Origin of the sequence: Syntrophomonas zehnderi OL-4, assembly GCF_000983115.1 — a bacterium.
Classification (GTDB): Bacteria; Bacillota; Syntrophomonadia; order Syntrophomonadales; family Syntrophomonadaceae; genus Syntrophomonas_B; species Syntrophomonas_B zehnderi.
Map to the genome: position 1 here is coordinate 98,076 of NZ_CGIH01000032.1, position 20,300 is coordinate 118,375.

General features: G+C 46.6%; 14 protein-coding genes. 4 read left to right on the top strand and 10 right to left on the bottom strand.

All coding sequences use genetic code 11. The features are described from left to right. Positions 1-84: 84 nt before the first annotated feature. Positions 85-1,410 carry a DNA recombination protein RmuC gene (locus tag AAV90_RS10065; protein ID WP_046498503.1) on the bottom strand — a complete coding sequence of 442 codons (1,326 nt, stop codon included), beginning with the start codon at positions 1,408-1,410 and terminating at the stop codon, positions 85-87. Positions 1,411-1,743: 333 nt separating this feature from the next. Between AAV90_RS10065 and AAV90_RS10070 the strand changes: the two genes are divergently transcribed. From AAV90_RS10070 to AAV90_RS10085, 4 genes are all read left to right on the top strand, one after another. Further along, on the top strand, positions 1,744-3,792 hold the full coding sequence (locus tag AAV90_RS10070; protein ID WP_198142844.1) for a diguanylate cyclase: 2,049 nt from the start codon (positions 1,744-1,746) through the stop codon (positions 3,790-3,792). 199 nt (positions 3,793-3,991) lie between these two features. Next, a complete protein-coding gene (locus tag AAV90_RS10075; protein WP_046498509.1) occupies positions 3,992-4,900 on the top strand; it encodes an MBL fold metallo-hydrolase in 909 nt (302 codons plus the stop codon). Between the two features lie 172 nt (positions 4,901-5,072). Then, positions 5,073-7,202 (top strand): [Fe-Fe] hydrogenase large subunit C-terminal domain-containing protein, encoded by a 2,130-nt coding sequence (locus AAV90_RS10080; RefSeq protein ID WP_046498511.1) that lies wholly within the window; start codon positions 5,073-5,075, stop codon positions 7,200-7,202. Positions 7,203-7,222: 20 nt separating this feature from the next. Next, positions 7,223-8,314 carry an HD domain-containing phosphohydrolase gene (locus tag AAV90_RS10085; RefSeq protein ID WP_046498513.1) on the top strand — a complete coding sequence of 364 codons (1,092 nt, stop codon included), beginning with the start codon at positions 7,223-7,225 and terminating at the stop codon, positions 8,312-8,314. A gap of 75 nt (positions 8,315-8,389) precedes the next feature. Here AAV90_RS10085 and AAV90_RS10090 read toward each other — a convergent pair whose 3' ends face one another. The 9 genes from AAV90_RS10090 to AAV90_RS10130 all read right to left on the bottom strand — a co-directional run bounded on the left by AAV90_RS10090 (position 8,390) and on the right by AAV90_RS10130 (position 19,006). After that, entirely contained in the window at positions 8,390-9,145 is a 756-nt protein-coding gene (locus tag AAV90_RS10090) for an SDR family NAD(P)-dependent oxidoreductase (protein WP_046498515.1), read from the bottom strand. 60 nt (positions 9,146-9,205) lie between these two features. After that, a complete protein-coding gene (locus AAV90_RS10095; protein WP_046498518.1) occupies positions 9,206-10,012 on the bottom strand; it encodes an enoyl-CoA hydratase/isomerase family protein in 807 nt (268 codons plus the stop codon). A 72-nt stretch (positions 10,013-10,084) separates the two neighbouring features. Then, complete coding sequence (locus AAV90_RS10100) at positions 10,085-11,239, bottom strand: acyl-CoA dehydrogenase family protein (RefSeq protein WP_046498521.1); 1,155 nt, start codon at positions 11,237-11,239, stop codon at positions 10,085-10,087. Between the two features lie 104 nt (positions 11,240-11,343). Next, positions 11,344-11,637 (bottom strand): ferredoxin family protein, encoded by a 294-nt coding sequence (locus tag AAV90_RS10105; protein ID WP_046498525.1) that lies wholly within the window; start codon positions 11,635-11,637, stop codon positions 11,344-11,346. Then, complete coding sequence (locus AAV90_RS10110; protein ID WP_242847539.1) at positions 11,634-12,953, bottom strand: FAD-dependent oxidoreductase; 1,320 nt, start codon at positions 12,951-12,953, stop codon at positions 11,634-11,636. Before AAV90_RS10110 ends, AAV90_RS10105 begins: the two co-directional genes overlap by 4 nt. Positions 12,954-13,039: 86 nt before the next feature. Then, positions 13,040-13,945, bottom strand: a complete 906-nt coding sequence (locus AAV90_RS10115) for an electron transfer flavoprotein subunit alpha/FixB family protein (RefSeq protein WP_046498528.1) — start codon at positions 13,943-13,945, stop codon at positions 13,040-13,042. Continuing rightward, entirely contained in the window at positions 13,945-14,712 is a 768-nt protein-coding gene (locus tag AAV90_RS10120; protein WP_046498530.1) for an electron transfer flavoprotein subunit beta/FixA family protein, read from the bottom strand. The genes AAV90_RS10115 and AAV90_RS10120 overlap by 1 nt, the downstream gene beginning before the upstream one ends. A gap of 339 nt (positions 14,713-15,051) precedes the next feature. After that, positions 15,052-16,944, bottom strand: a complete 1,893-nt coding sequence (locus AAV90_RS10125; protein WP_052729726.1) for a sigma-54 interaction domain-containing protein — start codon at positions 16,942-16,944, stop codon at positions 15,052-15,054. A 274-nt stretch (positions 16,945-17,218) separates the two neighbouring features. After that, complete coding sequence (locus tag AAV90_RS10130; RefSeq protein WP_046498533.1) at positions 17,219-19,006, bottom strand: long-chain-acyl-CoA synthetase; 1,788 nt, start codon at positions 19,004-19,006, stop codon at positions 17,219-17,221. Positions 19,007-20,300 lie beyond the last annotated feature (1,294 nt).

Here is a 20,300-nt window from a genome sequence, read left to right on the forward strand (position 1 = left end):
ATTTTGCAGGCTTTTTCTTACCTGTCAAACCTTAGCATCCAGCCGCAAATAATTCCACCCAGACCAGCGATAGTCCTCAAACGACTATGCCAGCTCATCTTCCAGGTTTTCCAGACCTGTCATTTTTTGATCGTCTTGGGCCGGTATTTCCTGCACCTGTTTAAGCCGCCTTTCTATAGTTCTTGATTTGCGTGAAGCTGTTTCCAGACTGGAGCTGGCTTCGTCCAGTTTTTTGCGGGTCTTGTCCAAAATTTCCCCGAACTTGGTAAACTCAGTCTTAACCGCCCCCAATAACTGCCATACCTCGCTGGATCTTTTCTCAATCGCCATGGTCCGAAATCCAATCGCCAAGCTGTTAAGTAAAGCGGCCATGGTACTGGGTCCGGTAACAATAACCCGATAATCACGCTGTAGAACGCTAAGCAGGTCAGCTTGTTTTACGACCTCAGCATACAGGCTTTCGGTCGGCAAAAACATGATGCCGAAATCGGTGGTATGAGGCGGTTCCACATACTTGTCGCGGATATTTTTAGCTTCCTGTTTGATCCGGTTGACCAGATGCTTTGCGGCTTCCTCCGCCAGGGACAGATTCCCCTCCAGGGTAGCATCCATCAGGCGCAGGTAATCTTCCTGAGGAAACTTGGCATCAATAGGCAGCCAGATATATCCTTCCTCAGAATGTTTGCCGGGTAGTTTGACCGCAAATTCCACCCGCTCATTACTGCCGGGCCGAGTAGCCACATTGGTAGCGAATTGATCCGGGGTCAGGATTTCTTCAAGAATCGCCTCCAGTTGGATTTCTCCCCAAATCCCCCTGGTCTTGACATTTGATAAAACCTTCTTTAAATCTCCCACCCCGACCGCCAGGGTTTGCATCTCTCCTAATCCCTGGTGTACCATTTCCAGCCGCTCACTGACCAGTTGGAAGGATTCTCCCAGGCGCTTCTCCAAGGAATCATGCAGCTTCTCGTCTACCGTAGCCCGCATCTGCTCCAGTTTCTGGTGGTTATCCTCCTGTAGAAATTTGAGCTGATTCTCCACCGTGGCACGCATTTTATCCAGGCGATCCTCCGTGGTCTGAATCAAGCTGCTTAACTGCCGAGAGAATATCTCCAATTCGCTTTTTTGCAGTCCAGCTATATCACTCATGCGTGCCAAAATGGAATTCTGAAAGCGCATAAAAGAAGTGCCGGTTTCCTCGCGGGCATTTTTGGCATTCATGTTCTCTTGGTTGCTAAGAGCCGCTATCTCCGTGGTAATTTGCGCTGCCAGGCCGGCCTGGATTCTCTCCAAGGCTCCCAGACGGTCTTTAAGTTCTTGATTTTTACGAACTGACCTTATTTGCATAACTATTAACGCCAAAACCAGCAACAAAATAACAACATTTAAAATAATCCCCGGGCCGTTCACATAATACCCCCTGTTCGCTCCTGCTGTATCGCCTGCAGAAACGTCATTATCATTCCTTGATTATCCCTAAGTTACTACAAGTGCTTATAACTGTAAATCCTCTGACCATATATCAAGCTAAATATTGACCCATTTTTTAATACTCCTCCAAAAAAGGAGGAATATGGCATTATTAGGCGAAAGTTTGCCTTATAAAGTTTTTTTGAATTTAGGATTAGCAAATTCCCCCACCACCCCTAACCAAACCGTAGGATCAAGAAGGTTTCGTGAAAGCTCCAGATGGTTTTAATTATAGGTCATGCAAAACTAATTTTAGCTAAGGGTGTGATTTTAATGACGAAAAATGAGCGGTTATTTATTTCTCCATTGCCGCGCTACGCCTATTGGCTTTTTCTGCTGGGGATACTGATTAGTATTTTACTGGGCCTTCTGTTTTACCGGCAGGTCTCAGCGATGGTTCAACATCAGGCTGAAGCTGAACTCAAACGATTATCAGCCTCAACCTCGGATCAATTTCAGGTTTATCTGCAACAGACGGAATATGGCATGAATCAAGCAGCAACCGAACAATATATCCAGACCGCCATTGAAAAACGAGATGCGGAAGTTTTAAACCAATTGCTGTATGGCTGGCAGCAGAATCGTAATCACGCCGAATTATGGGCAATCCTGGATAAAGATGCCCGGATTATAAGTACCCTGCGGGGCAGCTCCGATAATCATAACCCCCTTTCTTTGAACGGTCTAGCCCTACGGGCTATGGCATCCGCAAACCCGATCGTTTCCACTGAAATTATTAATAAGGAAGAACTGGCCCGGGTGGGACGAAACGTAAGTGACCGTTTGGAAAACCACCATTTGCTCAAGCAAGAAGGGGTATTGACCCAACTGGTAATCGTGCCGGTACTGGGAAAAAACGGCCAGGTACTGGGCGCATTGTGTGGCGGATTGGTGTTAAACGATAACCAGGAACTATTGCGCAGCCTATTCGGCAACAGCCAGGCCATGCATGCGGTTTACCAGGATAAACAATGTATCGCTTATTTCACCAATGACAATAAAGTTAGCTTTCCTGAGCAGATCAGCCCGGCCATGACCAAGTCCTGCATTTTAGATGGACAGGCTTGCCTGGGCCAGATGCAGTCCGATGGTGATACCTATGTGACCGTTTCACGTTATATTTTTAATGCCCAGAACCAGGTAATTGGCTACCAGGTACTAGCCCTGCCGCAAAGTCAGTACAGTCAGTTGCCTGCTTGGGTTGCCAATATTTCTTTGCTGACCGGTTTTCTGCTGGCCATATTTTCGATCATCGTAATCGGTAATACCAGCCGGATAAGACAGCTTTTTGACCGTGAGCGTCAACGGGGCCAGGAAAGCTATTATCTAGGCATGTTTGCTCAGAAACTACAGGAATGTACGGATGAAAATGAGGTATACCTGCTGTTGAAAAAATACCTTAGTCGTGATCTGGATGTTATCCAGATGGAATTTAATATAATCAGTGCTGATGATAATTGTATGGAGAGTATCCGCTTTACAGAAAACGATCAGGTCTCCCGTGTATATCTGAATCAAAGTAAATGCAAGCCCGTGCTGACCGGCCGGATCAACATTTACAACGATGATCGTGATCTGCATTGTAACCAGATAGATACTGACCTCATCAAAAGCCATGTCTGTATTCCTTTTCTGGCTGGCGGAAAAGTAGCCGGCGTAGTCGGATTAGGCAGTCCGCAGGAGCAGTACTGGACTCCTGGCCGCATAGAATATCTAGACGCTTACCTAAATCTAATTGGGCCGACCGTTACAAACATTCGTTTACTAAAGCTACTCCAGGCCAAGGCTTTTGAAGACCAGTTAACCGGCTTAAAAAACCGCCATTTCCTGGATCAGTATCTGTTGGAACAATTGGCCATCGCTGAACGCTATAAAACAACCCTCTCCTTGTTGATGGCGGATATCGACCGTTTCAAATTGGTTAATGATAATTTTGGACATGATGCCGGTGATCTGGTCTTAAAAGAAGTAGCCGCTGTAATACGCGCAGCCGTACGCGAGTCCGATCTGGTAGCCCGCTATGGAGGGGAAGAATTTGTGCTGGTACTGCCCAACACCTCAACCGATGAGGCCGTTTCATTGGCGGAACGTTGCCGCCAGGCGGTAAACTCCCTGCAAGTCATCCACAACGATTATAGCCGCATCATTAGTGTGACTATCAGTATCGGGGTAGCCAGCTATCCCCGCGATGGCAACAGCCTGGAAGCACTTTATAAGTTGGCTGACAGTGCCTTATACCTGGCTAAAAACCAGGGCCGCAATCAGGTGCGTACAGCCCAGGAATACCTGGCAACACTCCAACGAACCGGCTGTGATGATTAACCCCATAGGCTCCCCCAAAACGGTGATTTTAAATAAATGCAAATAACTTAAACGTCATAATTGAAGGGCTTGCGGAAAATAATAAATGGTTTTAAAATAATTATTTAAGTAATACGAAAAAACGTCAGCAGCAGTTTAGGATACACCTTTAGGTGTGTCCTAAAATTATCTCCAACAATAATGGTAAGGGGGCCTGGCTTTGCTGAAACATATTGTCGGCAACATATGGTTGGTTGCTCCCCGCGTTCCTAAATATCCTTACGGCAACTGCCTTTACATTGACGATGAAATACCGGCTGTGATAGATATGGGAGCCGGGGGAAATGCCTTTGCTGCAGTACCCCAAGATAGGATTAGATTGGGATTAATCAGCCACTTCCATTTTGATCACCTGCATGGAACCGGTTTTTTCCCTCATGCAGAGCTTAAGGCTGGTTTTGAAGAACGATTGACCTATACCGACCAGGACGAATACATCAGGTTTCATGGATATCACCTCTGGGATGAACTTATGCCCGGCAACCCCCGTAAACTATATGGCAAAGTAGTAGCCTTGCCCGAGGATGTTCCTATCCAGCCCGGTTTCAGGGTCATTCCCCTGACCACCTTCACCGATATGGAAATGAATACACTCGGCAAAACTACGGTTCAAGCCATCCACCTGCCCGGTCATACGGCTGGACATTATGGTTTTTATTTTGCCAAGGAAAACCTCTTGTTTTCCGGCGATATCGACCTGGTCAAAACCGGGCCCTGGTATAACAGCAATAGCGGCAATGTCGGTGACCTTATAGCCTCAGTAAACCGCATCAAGGAAATAAACCCCCGCATACTGGTTCCTTCCCACCGCCGTATGCAGACCGAAGCCATACCTGACCAACTGGCTACCTATGTTCAGGTGGTTCTTGACCGGGAAGCAAAGATTTACGAACTATTAAAAGAACCCCGCACTATTAGTCAGTTAGCCGAATACCGGCTAGCTTTTCCTGACCGGCAAAACGACTATGAGGCCTTTTGGGAGAAGATGACCGTAAGGAATCATCTGCGCCATCTTATGGAATCCGGAGCGGTCGCAGAAATCGAGACCGGGGTTTATAGGCAGATATAAGGGCCCCTTCAATTTAATGGAAATCCATCTCATTCTTAGCTAAAAAAGAGGTTTTTAAATAGAAAAAGAGAATATAATGAAATTACCGAGGTGATTATCGGAAGCATATCATGTTAAAGGGGGGTATCCTGAATTCTTTTGGTCTTTATGATGAATTCAGGATAGGTAGATCATGCATGATTTAATTGAAGTGATTGGCATTAATGCTGACAACTGCCTTAACTGTCATCAGTGCATTGCCGTCTGTCCGGTAAAAATCTGCAGCGATGGCAGCGGGGAAGTCGTTAAGTTTAATAATCATTTATGTATTGGCTGCGGACGATGTATTGAGGCCTGTATAAAAAGCCATTTCGGGGTGACCGAAAAAAGTGCCCGCTTCCCGATCGATGACAAGGAGGCATTTCTGGCCTCTTTGCCGGAAGGCGATCTGGTAGCACTGGTGGCGCCTTCGGCCCAGTCTAATTTTGATCTGCCTAAATTAATTACCGGCTTAAGGCTCCTGGGTATAAAGGCCGTTTATGATGTATCCCTGGGTGCCGAAATCGCTGTGGAATGTTATCATAAAGTGATCCAATCCGGCACCTTCAAACCCCCGCTTATCGCTCAGCCTTGTCCAGCGATTGTAAAATACATTGAACTGCACCATCCGGCCTTGATTCCTCATCTGGCCCCGGTAGGCAGCCCGGTTCATAATCTGGCTGTTTATGTAAGATCCCTGCACCCCGATGACAAGCTGGTTTTTATCTCGCCCTGCCTGGCCAAGAGGAGAGAATTCCAGGATAGTCAGGCCGTGCAATTTAATGTGATTTTTCAATCCCTGCAGGAAATATTTAAAGAACATCATATTGAATTATCGCAGCTTAAGGACGGCGATTTTGATAATATAGTGCCAGCCGGGATAACTACCAATTTTTCCAGCCCCGGTGGCCTTAAGCAATCTTACCTGCATAAATACCCTGAGACTCCGGCCAGCCTAATAACCCAGATTGAAGGACCCATTGTATATGAAAAATACTTTAATGATCTGGAAAGATCCATTCGCAAGGGCAATTCGGATCTGCCCCTGATCGTGGATGTACTTAGCTGTGATCAGGGCTGTAATATGGGGGCTGGCTGTATAAACAGCCACAAATCAATCGACGCTATTGAAACCGCCGTTATCAGCAGAGCCGAAGCCAGCAGCCAGGATAAAACTGCCGCGCAAAAACGCCAGGCTTTCTTGGAGACCAGTATAAAGCAGCTTGATTTTGAGTACCGCAGCTACCAGGATCTGTCTTATTTGAATAAACTCAAGATGCCTACCCCGGCTGAATTGCAGCAGATTTATAAAGATATGCACAAATATGAGGATAAAGATTTTCGCAACTGCGCCGCCTGCGGCTACAATTCGTGTTTTTATATGGCTATTGCCGTTTATAACGGTCTAAATAAAGCGGAAAACTGCCACCTCTACCAGGAAAAAGAGCTGCTTAAGGAACATAAGGCCTTAAATGATATGGTAGACGAACTGGAAGCCTTGAATCTGCAACTGGAAGAGCAGTATCACGAAAGAAAGCGCCAGGAGCAAATGCTGGTACAAAACTCCAAATTGGCCGCCATGGGAGAGATGATCGGCATGATTGCACATCAGTGGCGTCAGCCTTTATCTTCTATCAGCACCCTGGCCGGAAACCTGCAGGTATACCTGGATCTGGACATGTTTGAGAAGGATCAGTTTATAGAACTGCTGACCGATATTAACAACCACGCCCAGTATCTATCTAATACGATTAATGATTTCCGGCATTTTTTCAAGCCGGATAATCCTCAGGATACCATACTGATGGATACTGTCATTGAAAGCACCCTGACCATTATAGGCAAATCACTGGAATATAAGAATGTCAAACTTACCAAGGAATATGTTTTTACCCAAACCATCTTAACTTACCCTAATGAACTGATGCAGGTTTTTCTTAACATCTTGAAAAATGCCTCGGATGCTTTTGTGGACAATGAGATCGCAGTACCGGAGATTATCATTAAAGGCTATGAATCCGACGGTTATCAGCGGGTTGAAATCTATGACAATGGCGGCGGAATACCTGCTGATATTATGGATAAGATATTTGATCCTTATTTTTCTACCAAGGGCCCCGGCATAGGTACTGGACTGGGATTATATATGTCTAAAATGATCATCGAAGAACATTGCCGCGGTCAGCTTGAAGTCAGAAATACCGACCAGGGAGCCTGTTTTACGATCGCGTTGCCTTCTTTAATGGACGCGGATAAACGCGGCAACCTTAATAGCGACCGTTAGGGAAACAAGGAGAATACCTGATGATAGACACTAAAAAGCTGAAAGACGCGGCCCAGATCCTTAAAATACTTTATGTCGAAGATGATCGGGAACTCCGTAATCATACCCAAAGGTTATTGTCCGCCTTTTTCAACCACGTTGATACCGCTGAAAACGGGGTGGAAGGCTTAGATAAATACCGTCAGATGACTTACGATCTGGTCATAACGGATATCAATATGCCCCTGATGAACGGCGTGAAGATGGTGGAACATATCAAGTCTGCCCACGCCCGGCAGGTCATTATAGTAATATCGGCCCATGATGAATCCAGTTACCTGCTGGATTTAATCAATCTGGGAGTTGACTATTTTGTCCTTAAACCCCTGGATATCAATCAATTCCTGGTGGTTTTGGAAAAAGCCGTGCAGGTATGCAAACTCATGCATATGGAACAGCAATATAAAGTCCTGCTGGAGGAAACCGTCAATAAAAGAACTCAGGAACTATCCGAGGCACTGGCCATGGTTAATGATTTGACCGGTGAATTGGTCTTTCGTTTGAGTGCGGCCACTGAATTAAGGGACGCCGAGACCGGGATGCACAATAAACGTTTAGGAATCTATGCGCCCCGGCTGGCGCAGGAGCTTAACATGCCTCAGGATTTTATAGATTCAATCGCTTTTGCGGCTCCTTTGCACGACATCGGCAAGATCGGGGTCGGGGATAATATATTGTTAAAACCGGCCCCTTTAAGCGCAGAAGAATTTGAAATCATGAAAAAGCATACCATCACGGGTGCGAATATACTGGCCAATTCCAAACACAAGAAAATCCAGATGATTGAAACCATTTCCCTGACCCATCACGAAAGATGGGATGGCTCAGGCTACCCACTGGGTTTAAAAGGTGAGGATATACCCATCGAGGGCAGGATCGTAGCCATTTGTGATCAGTATGACGCCTTACGGAGCAAACGCCCCTATAAACAGCCCTTCTCTCATTACCGGGCCCTGGAGATCATCTCCCGGGGAGATGGCCGCACCAAGCCCGAGTACTTTGATCCGCTGATATTGGAGACCTTTTTAAGGATTAACGACGAATTTAATCAAATCTTTAATGAAAACCAGTAGCGCCCTTCTACATCTTAAAGTCCTTTTAAACCCACTGTAGGGGAGGCTTTAGCCTCCCCTACTAGAATGACGTAATTAAAATATTGTGTAACCTCCATCTACTGCGAAAGCTGCCCCGTGGACATAAGATGAATCATCGGATGCCAGGAAAACAACGACTTTGGCTATTTCTTCGGCCTTGCCGGCTCTGGCACTGGGGGAACCTTTGATTTTCATGCATACGGGATGTTCAGGAACAGCCAGTACCTTCTGAATCATAGCCGTATCTATAGGCCCGGGAAGTACAGCATTCACCCTTATACCGGCCTGTCCCACCATAAAGGAAAGCTGTCTGGTAAAGCCTAGAAGACCATGTTTGGAAGCGGTATACGGCAACCCTCCCCGGCCCGCAGCGGTGGAAGCCATTGAAGCAATATTAATAATATTACCTTTACCGTTTTTGGCCATTTCAGCAAATACCCTTTTGCTGGCTAGAAAAGGCCCCCGCAAATTGACAGCCATTAAATGATCCCAATCATCGGCAGTAATATCGGTTAAGAAGGCCAATCCTCCGGAAATTCCGGCATTGTTTACTAAAATATCTACCCGGCCAAAAGTATCTACGGTTTTGGTAACCAGATTATCAATATCGGCTTCGCTCGCCATGTCAACTTTAACAAAAATAGCTTCGCCGCCTATTTCTTTAATCATATCCACAGTTGCCAGGCCATCATCCACAACGATATCTGATACAACTACTTTGGCTCCCTCACGAGCCATTTCCATGGCAGTGGCACGACCGATGCCATTGCCTGATCCGGTAACAATAGCAACCCTGTCTTTCAATTTCACATCCTCCACTCCTTTGGTACCGTTAGGTTTATACCTGCAAATTGTCCGTTGAATACGGCTTTAATAACCTTTGTATTCAGGTTTCCTCTTTTCAACATCAGCCAAATTGGCTTCTTTGAAGTCTTCACTGAGGGCCCCAAGACACAGGTAATCGGCTTCAACCTGGAAATAGGTTTCCATAGTATAATCATGCATACGGTTGGAGATCTGCTTGATATGGTTTACGCCCACCGGTGACTTGGAAGCAATCTTGTTGGCCAGCTCCAGGGCTTCTGCATAGGCCTGGTCAGCGGGAACAACTTTATAAACCATCCCCAGATCCAGCGCTTCTTGGGCACCGATTGGTTCTCCGCACATGGCAATAGCTTTGGCTTTCATCGGCCCAACCAGTCTCTGCAATGCCCATAGTCCGCCGGTATCAGGCGACAAGGCGTAATTAACGAACACTTGCCAGAAATAGGCTTTCTCGGATGCTATTACTATATCGCTGGAAAGCAGCAGGTTGCAGCCTCCACCTATACAGCCGCCTTCAGCCAGCCCAATAATCGGTTTCGAAATAGTATACATTTTTTTAATCATCTGGGATATTTCATACATTACCTCGCGGCCTTCAGGCAGGCTATTGGCCAGCTTGCTTTGGATAATCTTCAGATCGCCGGGGCCAAATGATATATCCCCGGTGCCTCTAACGATAACCGCCCTGATATTCTTATCCCAGTGGACATTGTTCAGAGCATCGGTATATTCCTCGATCAATTGTTCGCCCAGCCGGTTCCTGTTCTGGGGGCAATCCAGGGTTATGGTAGCAATATGACCCTCTTTATCAACCTTTACTACGTGGTCAAATGTTTTTTCATATGGATACATCTTAAAACACCCCTTTTTTATTATTTAAGCCGGAAGTAACAACTAATTCAGACTGGTCATCTGCTTTATGCATTAAACCGTTTTATTTTTTATCAACATCGCAATATTATCCATCAGAGCCTCCACTGAAGCGCCGCCGATAGCCATGACCTTGGCATCTCTCCAGAAACGTTCCACCCCGGTGTCAACCACGGTTCCAACGCCGCCAATCAGTTGTATGGCCTCGCGGGCAACGTATTCGGACACCTCAGCCCCTTTGCATTTTAGCAAGCGCCCTCTGGCCAGTTCCATACTGCCGGCATCCCTCATGGCATAGGTGCTGTAAACCAAAGCCCTTAGGGATTCGATTTCTCCCCACATTTGGACCAGCTTGTGGCGGGTTACCTGGAAACGGTCAAACATGCTCTTACCCTTTTGCATTCTCTCCAGGCTGTATTCTAAAGCCATTTCATAAGCCCCTTCTGCCATGCCCAGGCTGACCGGCCCACAGCTTAAGAATTCCGCGGTTGCGCTGACAAACATGGCCTGCAGGCAGCCGCCCAGTGGCCCCAGAAGGCTTTCTTTGGGGATCCGGCAGTTTTGGAAGGAAATACTGCCTGTATTGGAACCATGCCAGCCTAATTTGTGTTCAGGTTGCCCGATAACAAAACCAGGTGTACCGGCTTCCACGATAAAACAGCTCATACCCGACTTGGTAGCCGGATCAATGTCGGAAGTAAGCGCCAAGACTATATAAACATCAGCCACACCAATATTGCTGATTAATACCTTGTTGCCGTTTAAAACCCATTCATCACCGTCCAGTACCGCCCGGGTGGTGAACTCAGCTTGGTTGGATCCGCCAGCCCCTTCCGTTGAGCCGCAAGCCAACATGATTTCACCGGTGGCAGCCGGAGCCAGGTATTTTTTCTTTTGCTCGGGAGTTCCCAACATTTCCAGAAGACCCCCGGCCAATAAACTGTGAGCACCTATGGCTACGGTCAAAACGGGCAGGCTCTTGGCGATTTCCTCCATAATCAGTGCCAGGGTAGTTTGATCCCCGCCTAATCCGCCGTATTCCTCAGATATGGTCACTCCTAAAAAGCCCAGTTCTCCAGCCCTCTTGAATAACTCCAGCGGGAATCTACAGGATTTGTCGATTTCCAAAGCCACCGGCTTTACTTCGTTTTGAACAAAATCGCGGGCTACATTCAACATCAGTTGTCTTTCCTCAGTCATATACCACATGCTAAAACCTCCAATTAATTTATTGCCGTTAATCCTTTGCTATCTGTGATAAGCCCGAGCATCCCTCCCCCATAGTTAAATACCTAATCTGTGCGCAGCCAGTCTTATCCCTGCCGAAAGCTAACCCCAAATGTACCCCGGGGATACTCCCACTTGACAATCCCTTTGTTCTTGCACATGATCCGGCAGGTACCGCACTCCAAACAACCGGCATAATCAAAACTGATTTCGCCGTTTTTATCTAGTTTGTAAAGCACCGCCGGGCATACAAGCAGACACGGTTTTTCAACACAGCCGGCACATATGTTTTTATCGAGTACGATATGGGGTACTTCTTCATCAACATTAAAACGGTTAAGACTTAAAAGCTCTGTTGCAGTCTTTTTTTCTATGCTCATATCGATTTATACCCCCTTAGAACATCTTTGAACAATTGCCACATGGATACTCCATTAGATTTGATGACCTCTTTGGTATTTTTGATGAGGCTGTTCGGTTTTTGACCATTTACGGTAAAGAGGCGCTCAAATACCCCGACAGCTATCCGGGGATAGCTGGAATAAATGCGAGGTATGGCTAATAAATCAGCATAACCATCCACCGCCTGCATAGTGGGCAGCAGTTCTATATTTTTCAGCTCCTGCAGGTAGGCCGGGCCAACCTGGTCTGAAGCCGAGGTATTAAGCACTGCCCGGGCAGCGGCTACCCCGCTGACGATAGCCAGATCTATCCCTCTGATGGAATAACCGGTGTTGATGACAAAACCAGCCGCATCTCCGATCATTAGAAATCCTTCCCGGTATATTTTTTGGGGAATCCCCCGATAGCCTTCCTCACTGACTAAATGAGCACCATATTCAATGGATTCACCTCCGGCTATCAAGGGATATATAGCCGGGTGCATTTTTAAATCCTGAAAAATTTCATGAACGGATTTACCGTGCGCTGCTGCTTCCTCAGGCATCAAGACACAACCCAAAGAGATGCTCTCCCGGTTCGTATACAGGAAACCGCCGCCATGAATTCCTTCTGTGCAGCCTAAAATCATACGGGCTGCACCTTCATCCGGTTTCAGGTTGAAACGTTCCTGAATAGTATCAGGCGGCAGTTCTATAACTTCTTTTATGCCTACCCCTACCTGATGAGCAGAAATATCTTTTATAAGCCCGGCCTTTTGGGCCATAAAAGAGTTTACTCCGTCAGCCGCAATGACTACATCGGCATACATCTCATCTTCACCAGCCACCACGCCGATAATTTTACCGTCCTTTTCAATCAGATCATCTACTTTGACCCCACAGGCTACCATAGCCCCAATTTCCTCTGCCTTGGCAGCAAACCATTCATCAAATTGGGCTCTTAAAATACTGTATGATTGTGGAACCTGCCCCTCCCGGTTAAAACTCGGATCATGATAATCGATGCTGATCGCTTTATCCTGGCTTAATATCATAATCTGTTCATGGGTAATTTTCCTTTCCAGAACAGCTTCTTCGGTCAAGCCCTTATCGACCATTTCCAGGGCATAGGTATATAATCTTCCCCCGGTTACGTTTTTGGCACCCGGGGTTTCGGCCCTTTCTATGACCAGTACTTCCTTGCCGGCCTGAGCCAGGATATAGGCACAGGCTATGCCGGCAGGCCCGGCCCCGATGATGATTACATCCATTTTGTCGGCTTCACTCATTTTCTCTTCGCCCCTTTTTAGTGTCACAAATCAGAACAGTATGTCAGATAACCCCATACCTACTATCAGCTTGACAGATTAACGACTACCATCCATTTAATTATGGTTGGAACTTAAGCTTTTAATGTCTCGGTCAACAGGGGAATAATTTCGTACATGTCACCCACGATACCGTAGTCAGCGAATTTGAATATAGGCGCTTTTTCATTGCTGTCTATGGCTACGATGAACTGAGCATCACGGACTCCAAATATATGCTGGATCTGACCGGAAACGCCCATGGAGATATACAACTGCGGTTTTATGACGGCTCCAGATATACCTATATACTGCTCTACCGGCAGCCAGTGCCTTTCTTCGGAAATACCACGGGTGCAGCCTAATTCAGCGTTAAGCACATCGGCTAAATCCCTGGCCATCTTAAGGTCAGCTTCCTTTTCCAAACCCAAACCAACACAGACTACGCTGGCAGCCTGTTTTAAGTCAACGCCCTCTTTGGTAATGGGGGCGGTTTCTACCAGGGTTACCCGGGGATCGGCTTGAACTGCAACGGTTTTTATTTCTGCCTGGCCGCTTACAGGTGAAAATTTTCCTCCGGCTACAGTTACAACACAAAATCCGCTGATGGTTTCGCTCTGGACTACAGCTCCACCGTAAATAATTCTCTCGGTATTAAGCTGTCCATTGCTGTAGTCTAAGGCGGCTACATCACTGACCATTCCGCAATCCAAATAACCAGCTACCCGGGCTGCCATATCCCTGCCGCGGGCAGTCGCGCCAACTACCAAAAGTTCAGCATCCTGCTCTTTAAGATAATCTGCCAGGGCTTTACCATAGTTTTCCGGCAGAGGGCTGTCTCCTTTTAGATAAATGACCTTGTCGGCACCCCTTGAGGCCAATTGATCAGCCTCGGCCTGACTGAAGCACAAGGCATAAGCTGCCTGACCGCCGCTTTTGGCAAAACCGATCAGTTCAGCGGCTATTTCTAGTCTGTCACTATATACATAAATGCCGCTCATTATAAAACCCCTTCCTTTCTTAAGGCTGCAGCCAGTTCTTTCACCCGGCTGACGGAATCGCCTGCATCGAAGATGATGTTCTTGCGATTCATGACATAACCCTTGACTGCAACGACCTGGTTCCTGGGTTTAAAATCTATACCCAGATCAGCAGCCGAGTATTCGGTGAGGGGTTTTTTGCCAGCGGCCATAACTGCTTTAAGACCAGGGAGCGGTGGGTTATTGGCTTCCGGCAATACAGCTACTACGGCTGGTAATTCAACTTTTACAGTCTCCAGACTATCCTCCAGTTTGCGGGTAGCCACCAGACTGTTGCCCTCAAACGTCATTATAATAACGGAGCTTATAACCGGCAGATTTAAAATTGCCCCGATCCGGGGTGCAATCTGGCGGGCGTAAGTGTCACTGGCACCTTCCGCACATATAACTAAACTAGAATCACCGATTTTTTGGATGGCTGCAGCCAAAGCCCGAGCTGTAACAGCTCCGTCAGCCTGGTCAGCTTCAGCAGCCTTGACCCAATAGGCTTCTTCCGGGCCGCGGGACAGAGCATCTTTTATGGATGGTTTCGCGCCTGCGTTGCCAAATGTCAGGGTTACGGCCTGACCACCTAATTTACCGGCAGCTTCAACGGCTGCTTCAATCGCATTTTTATCGTAATCACTTATTTTCCCTTTGGCTTTGGTAATATCTACCGACTGATCTGGATTAATCCTGATATCCGCTTCATCAGCTACCCATTTGTAGCATGCAATAATCTTGGACACGTTATTGATTACCTCCCTTTTATGATTAACCTGCCACTTACGGTTCGTTAGTATACAGACCTTAAACCTTATCCTGCCCCGTTTCCCGCCGAGGGTTGTATATTAATATTGCAATTTATGTGCCAACTATACATGCCCTAATTGGCGGCCTTTGCGCCTGCTCATGGCCGGAAAAAATGTAATCGTAATCAGCCTGGATTGTCCAGCAACGTATATATCGCACTTATCGCTGTAACAGCAATCATACAGTGTAACTGCCGGCCATAATTAACACAAAAAACCCAGCCTTGTAATCAGCTGGGTTTCCGGTTTTTCTATTTTTATTTAAGCTTCTCGGGCTTAACCATTTTTAATCTGCATCCGGTCAATATTAAATGCCTTGATTTTCCGGTATAGGGTCTGTCGGGTTATCCCTAAGGCGTTAGCGGTATGGGTGATGTTTCCATTATAGATGCGTAGCTGTTCCTCCAGGGCTTCCTTTTCCATCTGTTCCAGGTGTTCTTTTATTTCCTGGCGGCTAGAATTTTTGGTCGGCCGGTTTCCGGGTAGATTATCGAGATTTAAATCTTCACCCTGACGCAGAATAAAGGCGCGTTCAATGGTATTGGCTAATTCCCGGGCATTGCCCGGCCAGTCATAACCCGACAGGATTTCTATTTCCCGGGGCTTTAACTTCAGTCGGGGCAGGTTATTCTGCCGGCATTGTTCAGCCAGCAGGTAATCAGCTATCAAAGGGATGTCCTCCCGGCGCTGCCGCAAAGGGGGTATTTGAATATTAATGACGTTCAAGCGGTAGTATAGATCTTCTCTAAATTTACCTTGGTTAACTTCATCCTGCAAGTTGCGATTGGTGGCAGCAATGATGCGTACATCAACCTTTTTGGTCTGGTGACCGCCTACCCGGGTTACGGTTTTGTCCTGTAAAAACCGCAAGAGGCTGACCTGCATGTCCACCGGCATTTCTCCGATTTCGTCCAGAAACACGGTTCCCCCGTCAGCCATTTCAAATTTTCCCGGACTGCCCCTGCGTTTAGCCCCGGTAAAAGCTCCTTCTTCATAGCCAAACAACTCGCTCTGAATTAATTCGGCAGGAATGGCACCACAGTTAATCGCAATAAACTGTCCGACTCGTTGGCTTTCCTGGTGAATAGCCAGCGCAAATAATTCCTTACCGGTACCGCTTTCACCTTCCAGCAAAACCGTGGCAGCCGTCCTGGCGGCCCGTTTAGCAATCGATTTGATCTGGTTTATTTCCGCACTGTCGCCGATAATGGTATCAAAAGGCGAAACGTTGGCAGGTAATCGGCTGGTCACTGGGGGCTGGGCAGGCAGCAGCCGATCATTTAATTCATTAAACAGGATAATCATTTGATCACTGTAAGGGGTATTGATCACCTGCTTGGATATCACATGACAGGGAATTTCATTGTCCCAAAGCCGTAAATTAAATCTGCTGCGGTGCTCAGATTGAATAGCATAAAGATCATCACCGGGGCTGGTTGCGGCAATCAGACTACTGATATGCATACCCTTGAATACATTTTTATCGGGGATAGCCAGCAATCTTAAAAACTCTGCGTTAACATTGATCACCCGGGCGTTCTCGTCAAGCAGAACCGCACACTCGGGTATGGCGTTCATGAAAGAACTGGTGTATTCATCGATCATGAGCATGTATTTATATCTTTGCTGTACCAGTTGGGCGGCCAGATAAAGTATATTAGACATTTCCACCGATATGGGCCGACTGTCGCTTAATCCCCAGTAAAACTGAATTTCCCCGGACTCGTCAAAGATGGGAACTAATTGCGATCTGATGCCGTTGTCATAGTTTACCTCGACCGCTTTGCCTGCTTGAACCAAATCTTTCAGTTCATGATTATTGTTGACCAATTCAGCCGCCGGACAGCAATAACCTATAACATCATCGCTGTGGCAGGATATGATAACACCATGCGGGTCAGTAACGATCATGCGGGTGTTTTTGTCAAGCCGGGACGAAATATCTTTGAGCAACGGTGATACCAGCGCAATCGTTTCATAGGATTGCTCCAGCTTTTGTTGCAGATCATCCTCCTTAACCCGTTGGTTATAAAAACCAACATTAAGCTCAAGCCTGTTCCTTAACAGGTTTTGCTCGGTTTCCAGCCTGATTTCTTCAGGTATGACATGGTTGTGCTTGATATCATCCCACAATGTCTCCAATTTGTTCTCACGCGAAAGAGTTATCACCGTATCACCCCTAATTGCACAAACAAAGCGACAAAATATTCAGTATATATTTATAATACTACACGCAACCAAATAAATCGACCCGCAACCAGGGGGACGGTTCTTGTGGCTGGTAAAAACCCGCCAACCAGGGGGACGGTTCACGTTTTAATAGGGGTGGTTGTGGCCATGAGGGGTTAGTAGTGGAATGTCAGAGAGACGGGATTGTTAATAACCCCGCCCCTCTGGTATTCAATATTTAGCCTAAATATCTTGTGCCAATATAATCCGAGGACTAGAAAGCGATTTTATGATCGATGATCTCCTGGTAAACATCTGCATTAAGCGCAATATAGCGTTCCTGCTGCGGGTGCAGAAAATATAACGAATCTTTTATTATACCGGGGTCAAAGCCCTCTTGCTGCAGCTTCGTTTTTAATTGTTTAAAACTGTTGGTGGAGTCGATTTGATCTCTAAAGCGCAGGAAATAAGGTCGTGCATAAACAGGCAGGTTTTGACACACATGCCAGGCAAAGGCCTCCAGATCCAGACTTTCCCCTTCCAGAAGTTTTACAGCCGCCATCCCACAGCGGCCTTCTGTGCCAGGCACCTGCACTCCATAAACATTACTGTCTTCAATTTTGCCGAAGCTGTTTAATATATCGGCTACCTCATTGGTAGATACATTCTGACCTTTCCAACGGAAGGTATCCCCCAGACGATCTACAAATGATACCCATTCACCTTTATACACCTTGACCAGATCGCCGGTATTAAAATACTGATCTCCATTATTAAAAACATTACGCAAAATTTTAGCCGCGGTGGCCTCAGGATTATTCACATATCCGGCAAAAGGCGAACGGCCGTTAATTTCGCAGATCAGCAAGCCGGTTTCACCGGGCTGACATTTAATTACCCGGCCCTGCTGGTCTTTAAGGATGGTTTCATTTTCCGGATCGTAACGGATTACCTCGCCGGTTCTAATCCCAAAAGTTTTTAACCTGCCTATCATTCCCGGTATTTCTTTCAGGTTAATAATCCGCGCCACCCCTTCGGAGGCTCCGTAGACTTCAAATATATGTTTGATGCCGAAGCGGTTTTTAAACGCCGTCCAGTAATCACCGCGCATCCCGTTGCCTAATATGTATTCCAGCGTATTGTCTAAATCGTCGGCTGTCGGCGGCTGGTTGTTAAGATACCGACACAGTTCACCTATATATATGAAGTGGGTAGCCTGGTATTTTCTTATATCCTTCCAAAAATTGCGGGCGGAGAATTTGCGGCGCAAGGCAAAGGTACTGCCATGCACCACGAAACAGGCAAAAGCGATATTGCAGCCGCTGTTATGATAAAGCGGCAAACAATTGTAAAGGATATCTTCGGGCAGCATCCTTAGACCCAACCCCCCAGAACTAAACCCCAGTGCAATCCAGTTCTGATGTTTGCTGGCCGTAGCCTTGGGCAATCCAGTCGTCCCGGAGGTATATATGTAGTACAGCAGATCATCGGAATTAATGGTGGCTGTGGTGGCGGGATTATCAGTTGGCATATTCTGTAGAAGCTTATTAATTTCTTCATAAGGTACTGCAGATGGTTCCAGGGTGCAATGGTCGTTTTCCACCCATATACGCCCCGGCTCCTGGAGGTTAATATCATCATAAACTTCCTCGAAAGCCGGCAGGAGTTCATTGCCGACGATGATGGCCTGAGCCTGGCAGATGTTGATGGCATGGGCCAGAACCCTTCCCCTTACACCAGTATTGATCAAGGAGATTACAATGCCCAATTTGGATAGTCCGGCTACAGCAATAAGGTATTCCGGACGGTTATCCATCAAGAGGGCAATAACATCCCCCTTTTTAAAGCCTTGCTGTTTAAATAAATGGGCATAACGGTTGGCTTCCTCGTTAAACTGCCGGTAGCTTATTACCTGATCTTCATAAAGTATGGCCGGGTGGGATGCTCTTTTTCGGGCCTGCTCCTCCAGAATCGATCCCAGTGATATCGGTTGCGGTTTGCTTAAAGATAACAGCATTTGTAAACCCCGGTATTTGGATATCTGTCTGCGAATACTCTGCATCTTGTCTCCCCCTCCCCATAATCGGCGCAAAATCTGCACTGTCAGGTCGGATATTAGACTATTCTCATGTCAAGATATAAAGATAGAATACTAATCCCCCCTACAATCCAACCCAGTCTTACATAAAATTTTCATAATATACATATTCTCCCTATATAATTAAACATTATTATACGAAACTCCTCCCTAAAGAAAATTTTTTTCTTGGGATTACCAGGGGGACGGTTCTTGTGGCTGGTAATTTTTCGGCACCCGCTCATAGCCTTTATTGTAAACAACTGATTACGAGATTTTTCTTACTAACCCCCCATGGCCGCAGGCCACAACCACCTATGAAAATGGTTTGCGATACGGACGGGGAAGCTTTGCTTCCCACCGGAAGCTAAAGCTTCCGCTACATCGGAGCGGCCAAAGGCCGCCCCTACAAATTGCCGATTCTATTGAGCATTTACGATTATGCTGCTAATAGCGATTATCTGTGTCTATTAAAACCGCGTAAATCCGCGGAGATCCGCATTATCCGCGTCTATTAGAAATCTATTTTCTAACTAAATGGCTCGCGATACGGACGGGGAAGCTTTGCTTCCCACCGGAAGCTAAAGCTTCCGCTACAGAGGAGCGGCCAAAGTTCGACCCACAAATTGGCGGTTCTTTTGAGCATTTACGATTATGCTGCTAATAGCGATTATCTGTGTCTATTAAAACCGCGTGAATCCGCGGAGATCCGCGTTATCCGCGTCTATTAGAAATCTATTTTCTTACTAAATGGTTCGCGATACGGACGGGGAAGCTTTGCTTCCCACCGGAAGCTAAAGCTTCCGCTACAGAGGAGCGGCCAAAGTTCGACCCACAAATTGGCGGTTCTTTTGAGCATTTACGATTATGCTGCTAATAGCGATTATCTGTGTCTATTAAAACCGCGTGAATCCGCGGAAATCCGCGTTATCCGCGTCTATTAGAAATCTATTTTCTTACTAAATGGTTCGCGATACGGACGGGGAAGCTTTGCTTCCCACCGGAAGCTAAAGCTTCCGCTACAGAGGAGCGGCCAAAGTTCGACCCACAAATTGGCGGTTCTTTTGAGCATTTACGATTATGCTGCTAATAGCGATTATCTGTGTCTATTAAAACCGCGTGAATCCGCGGAAATCCGCGTTATCCGCGTCTATTAGAAATCTATTTTCTTACTAAATGGTTCGCGATACGGACGGGGAAGCTTTGCTTCCCACCGGAAGCTAAAGCTTCCGCTACAGAGGAGCGGCCAAAGTTCGACCCACAAATTGGCGGTTCTTTT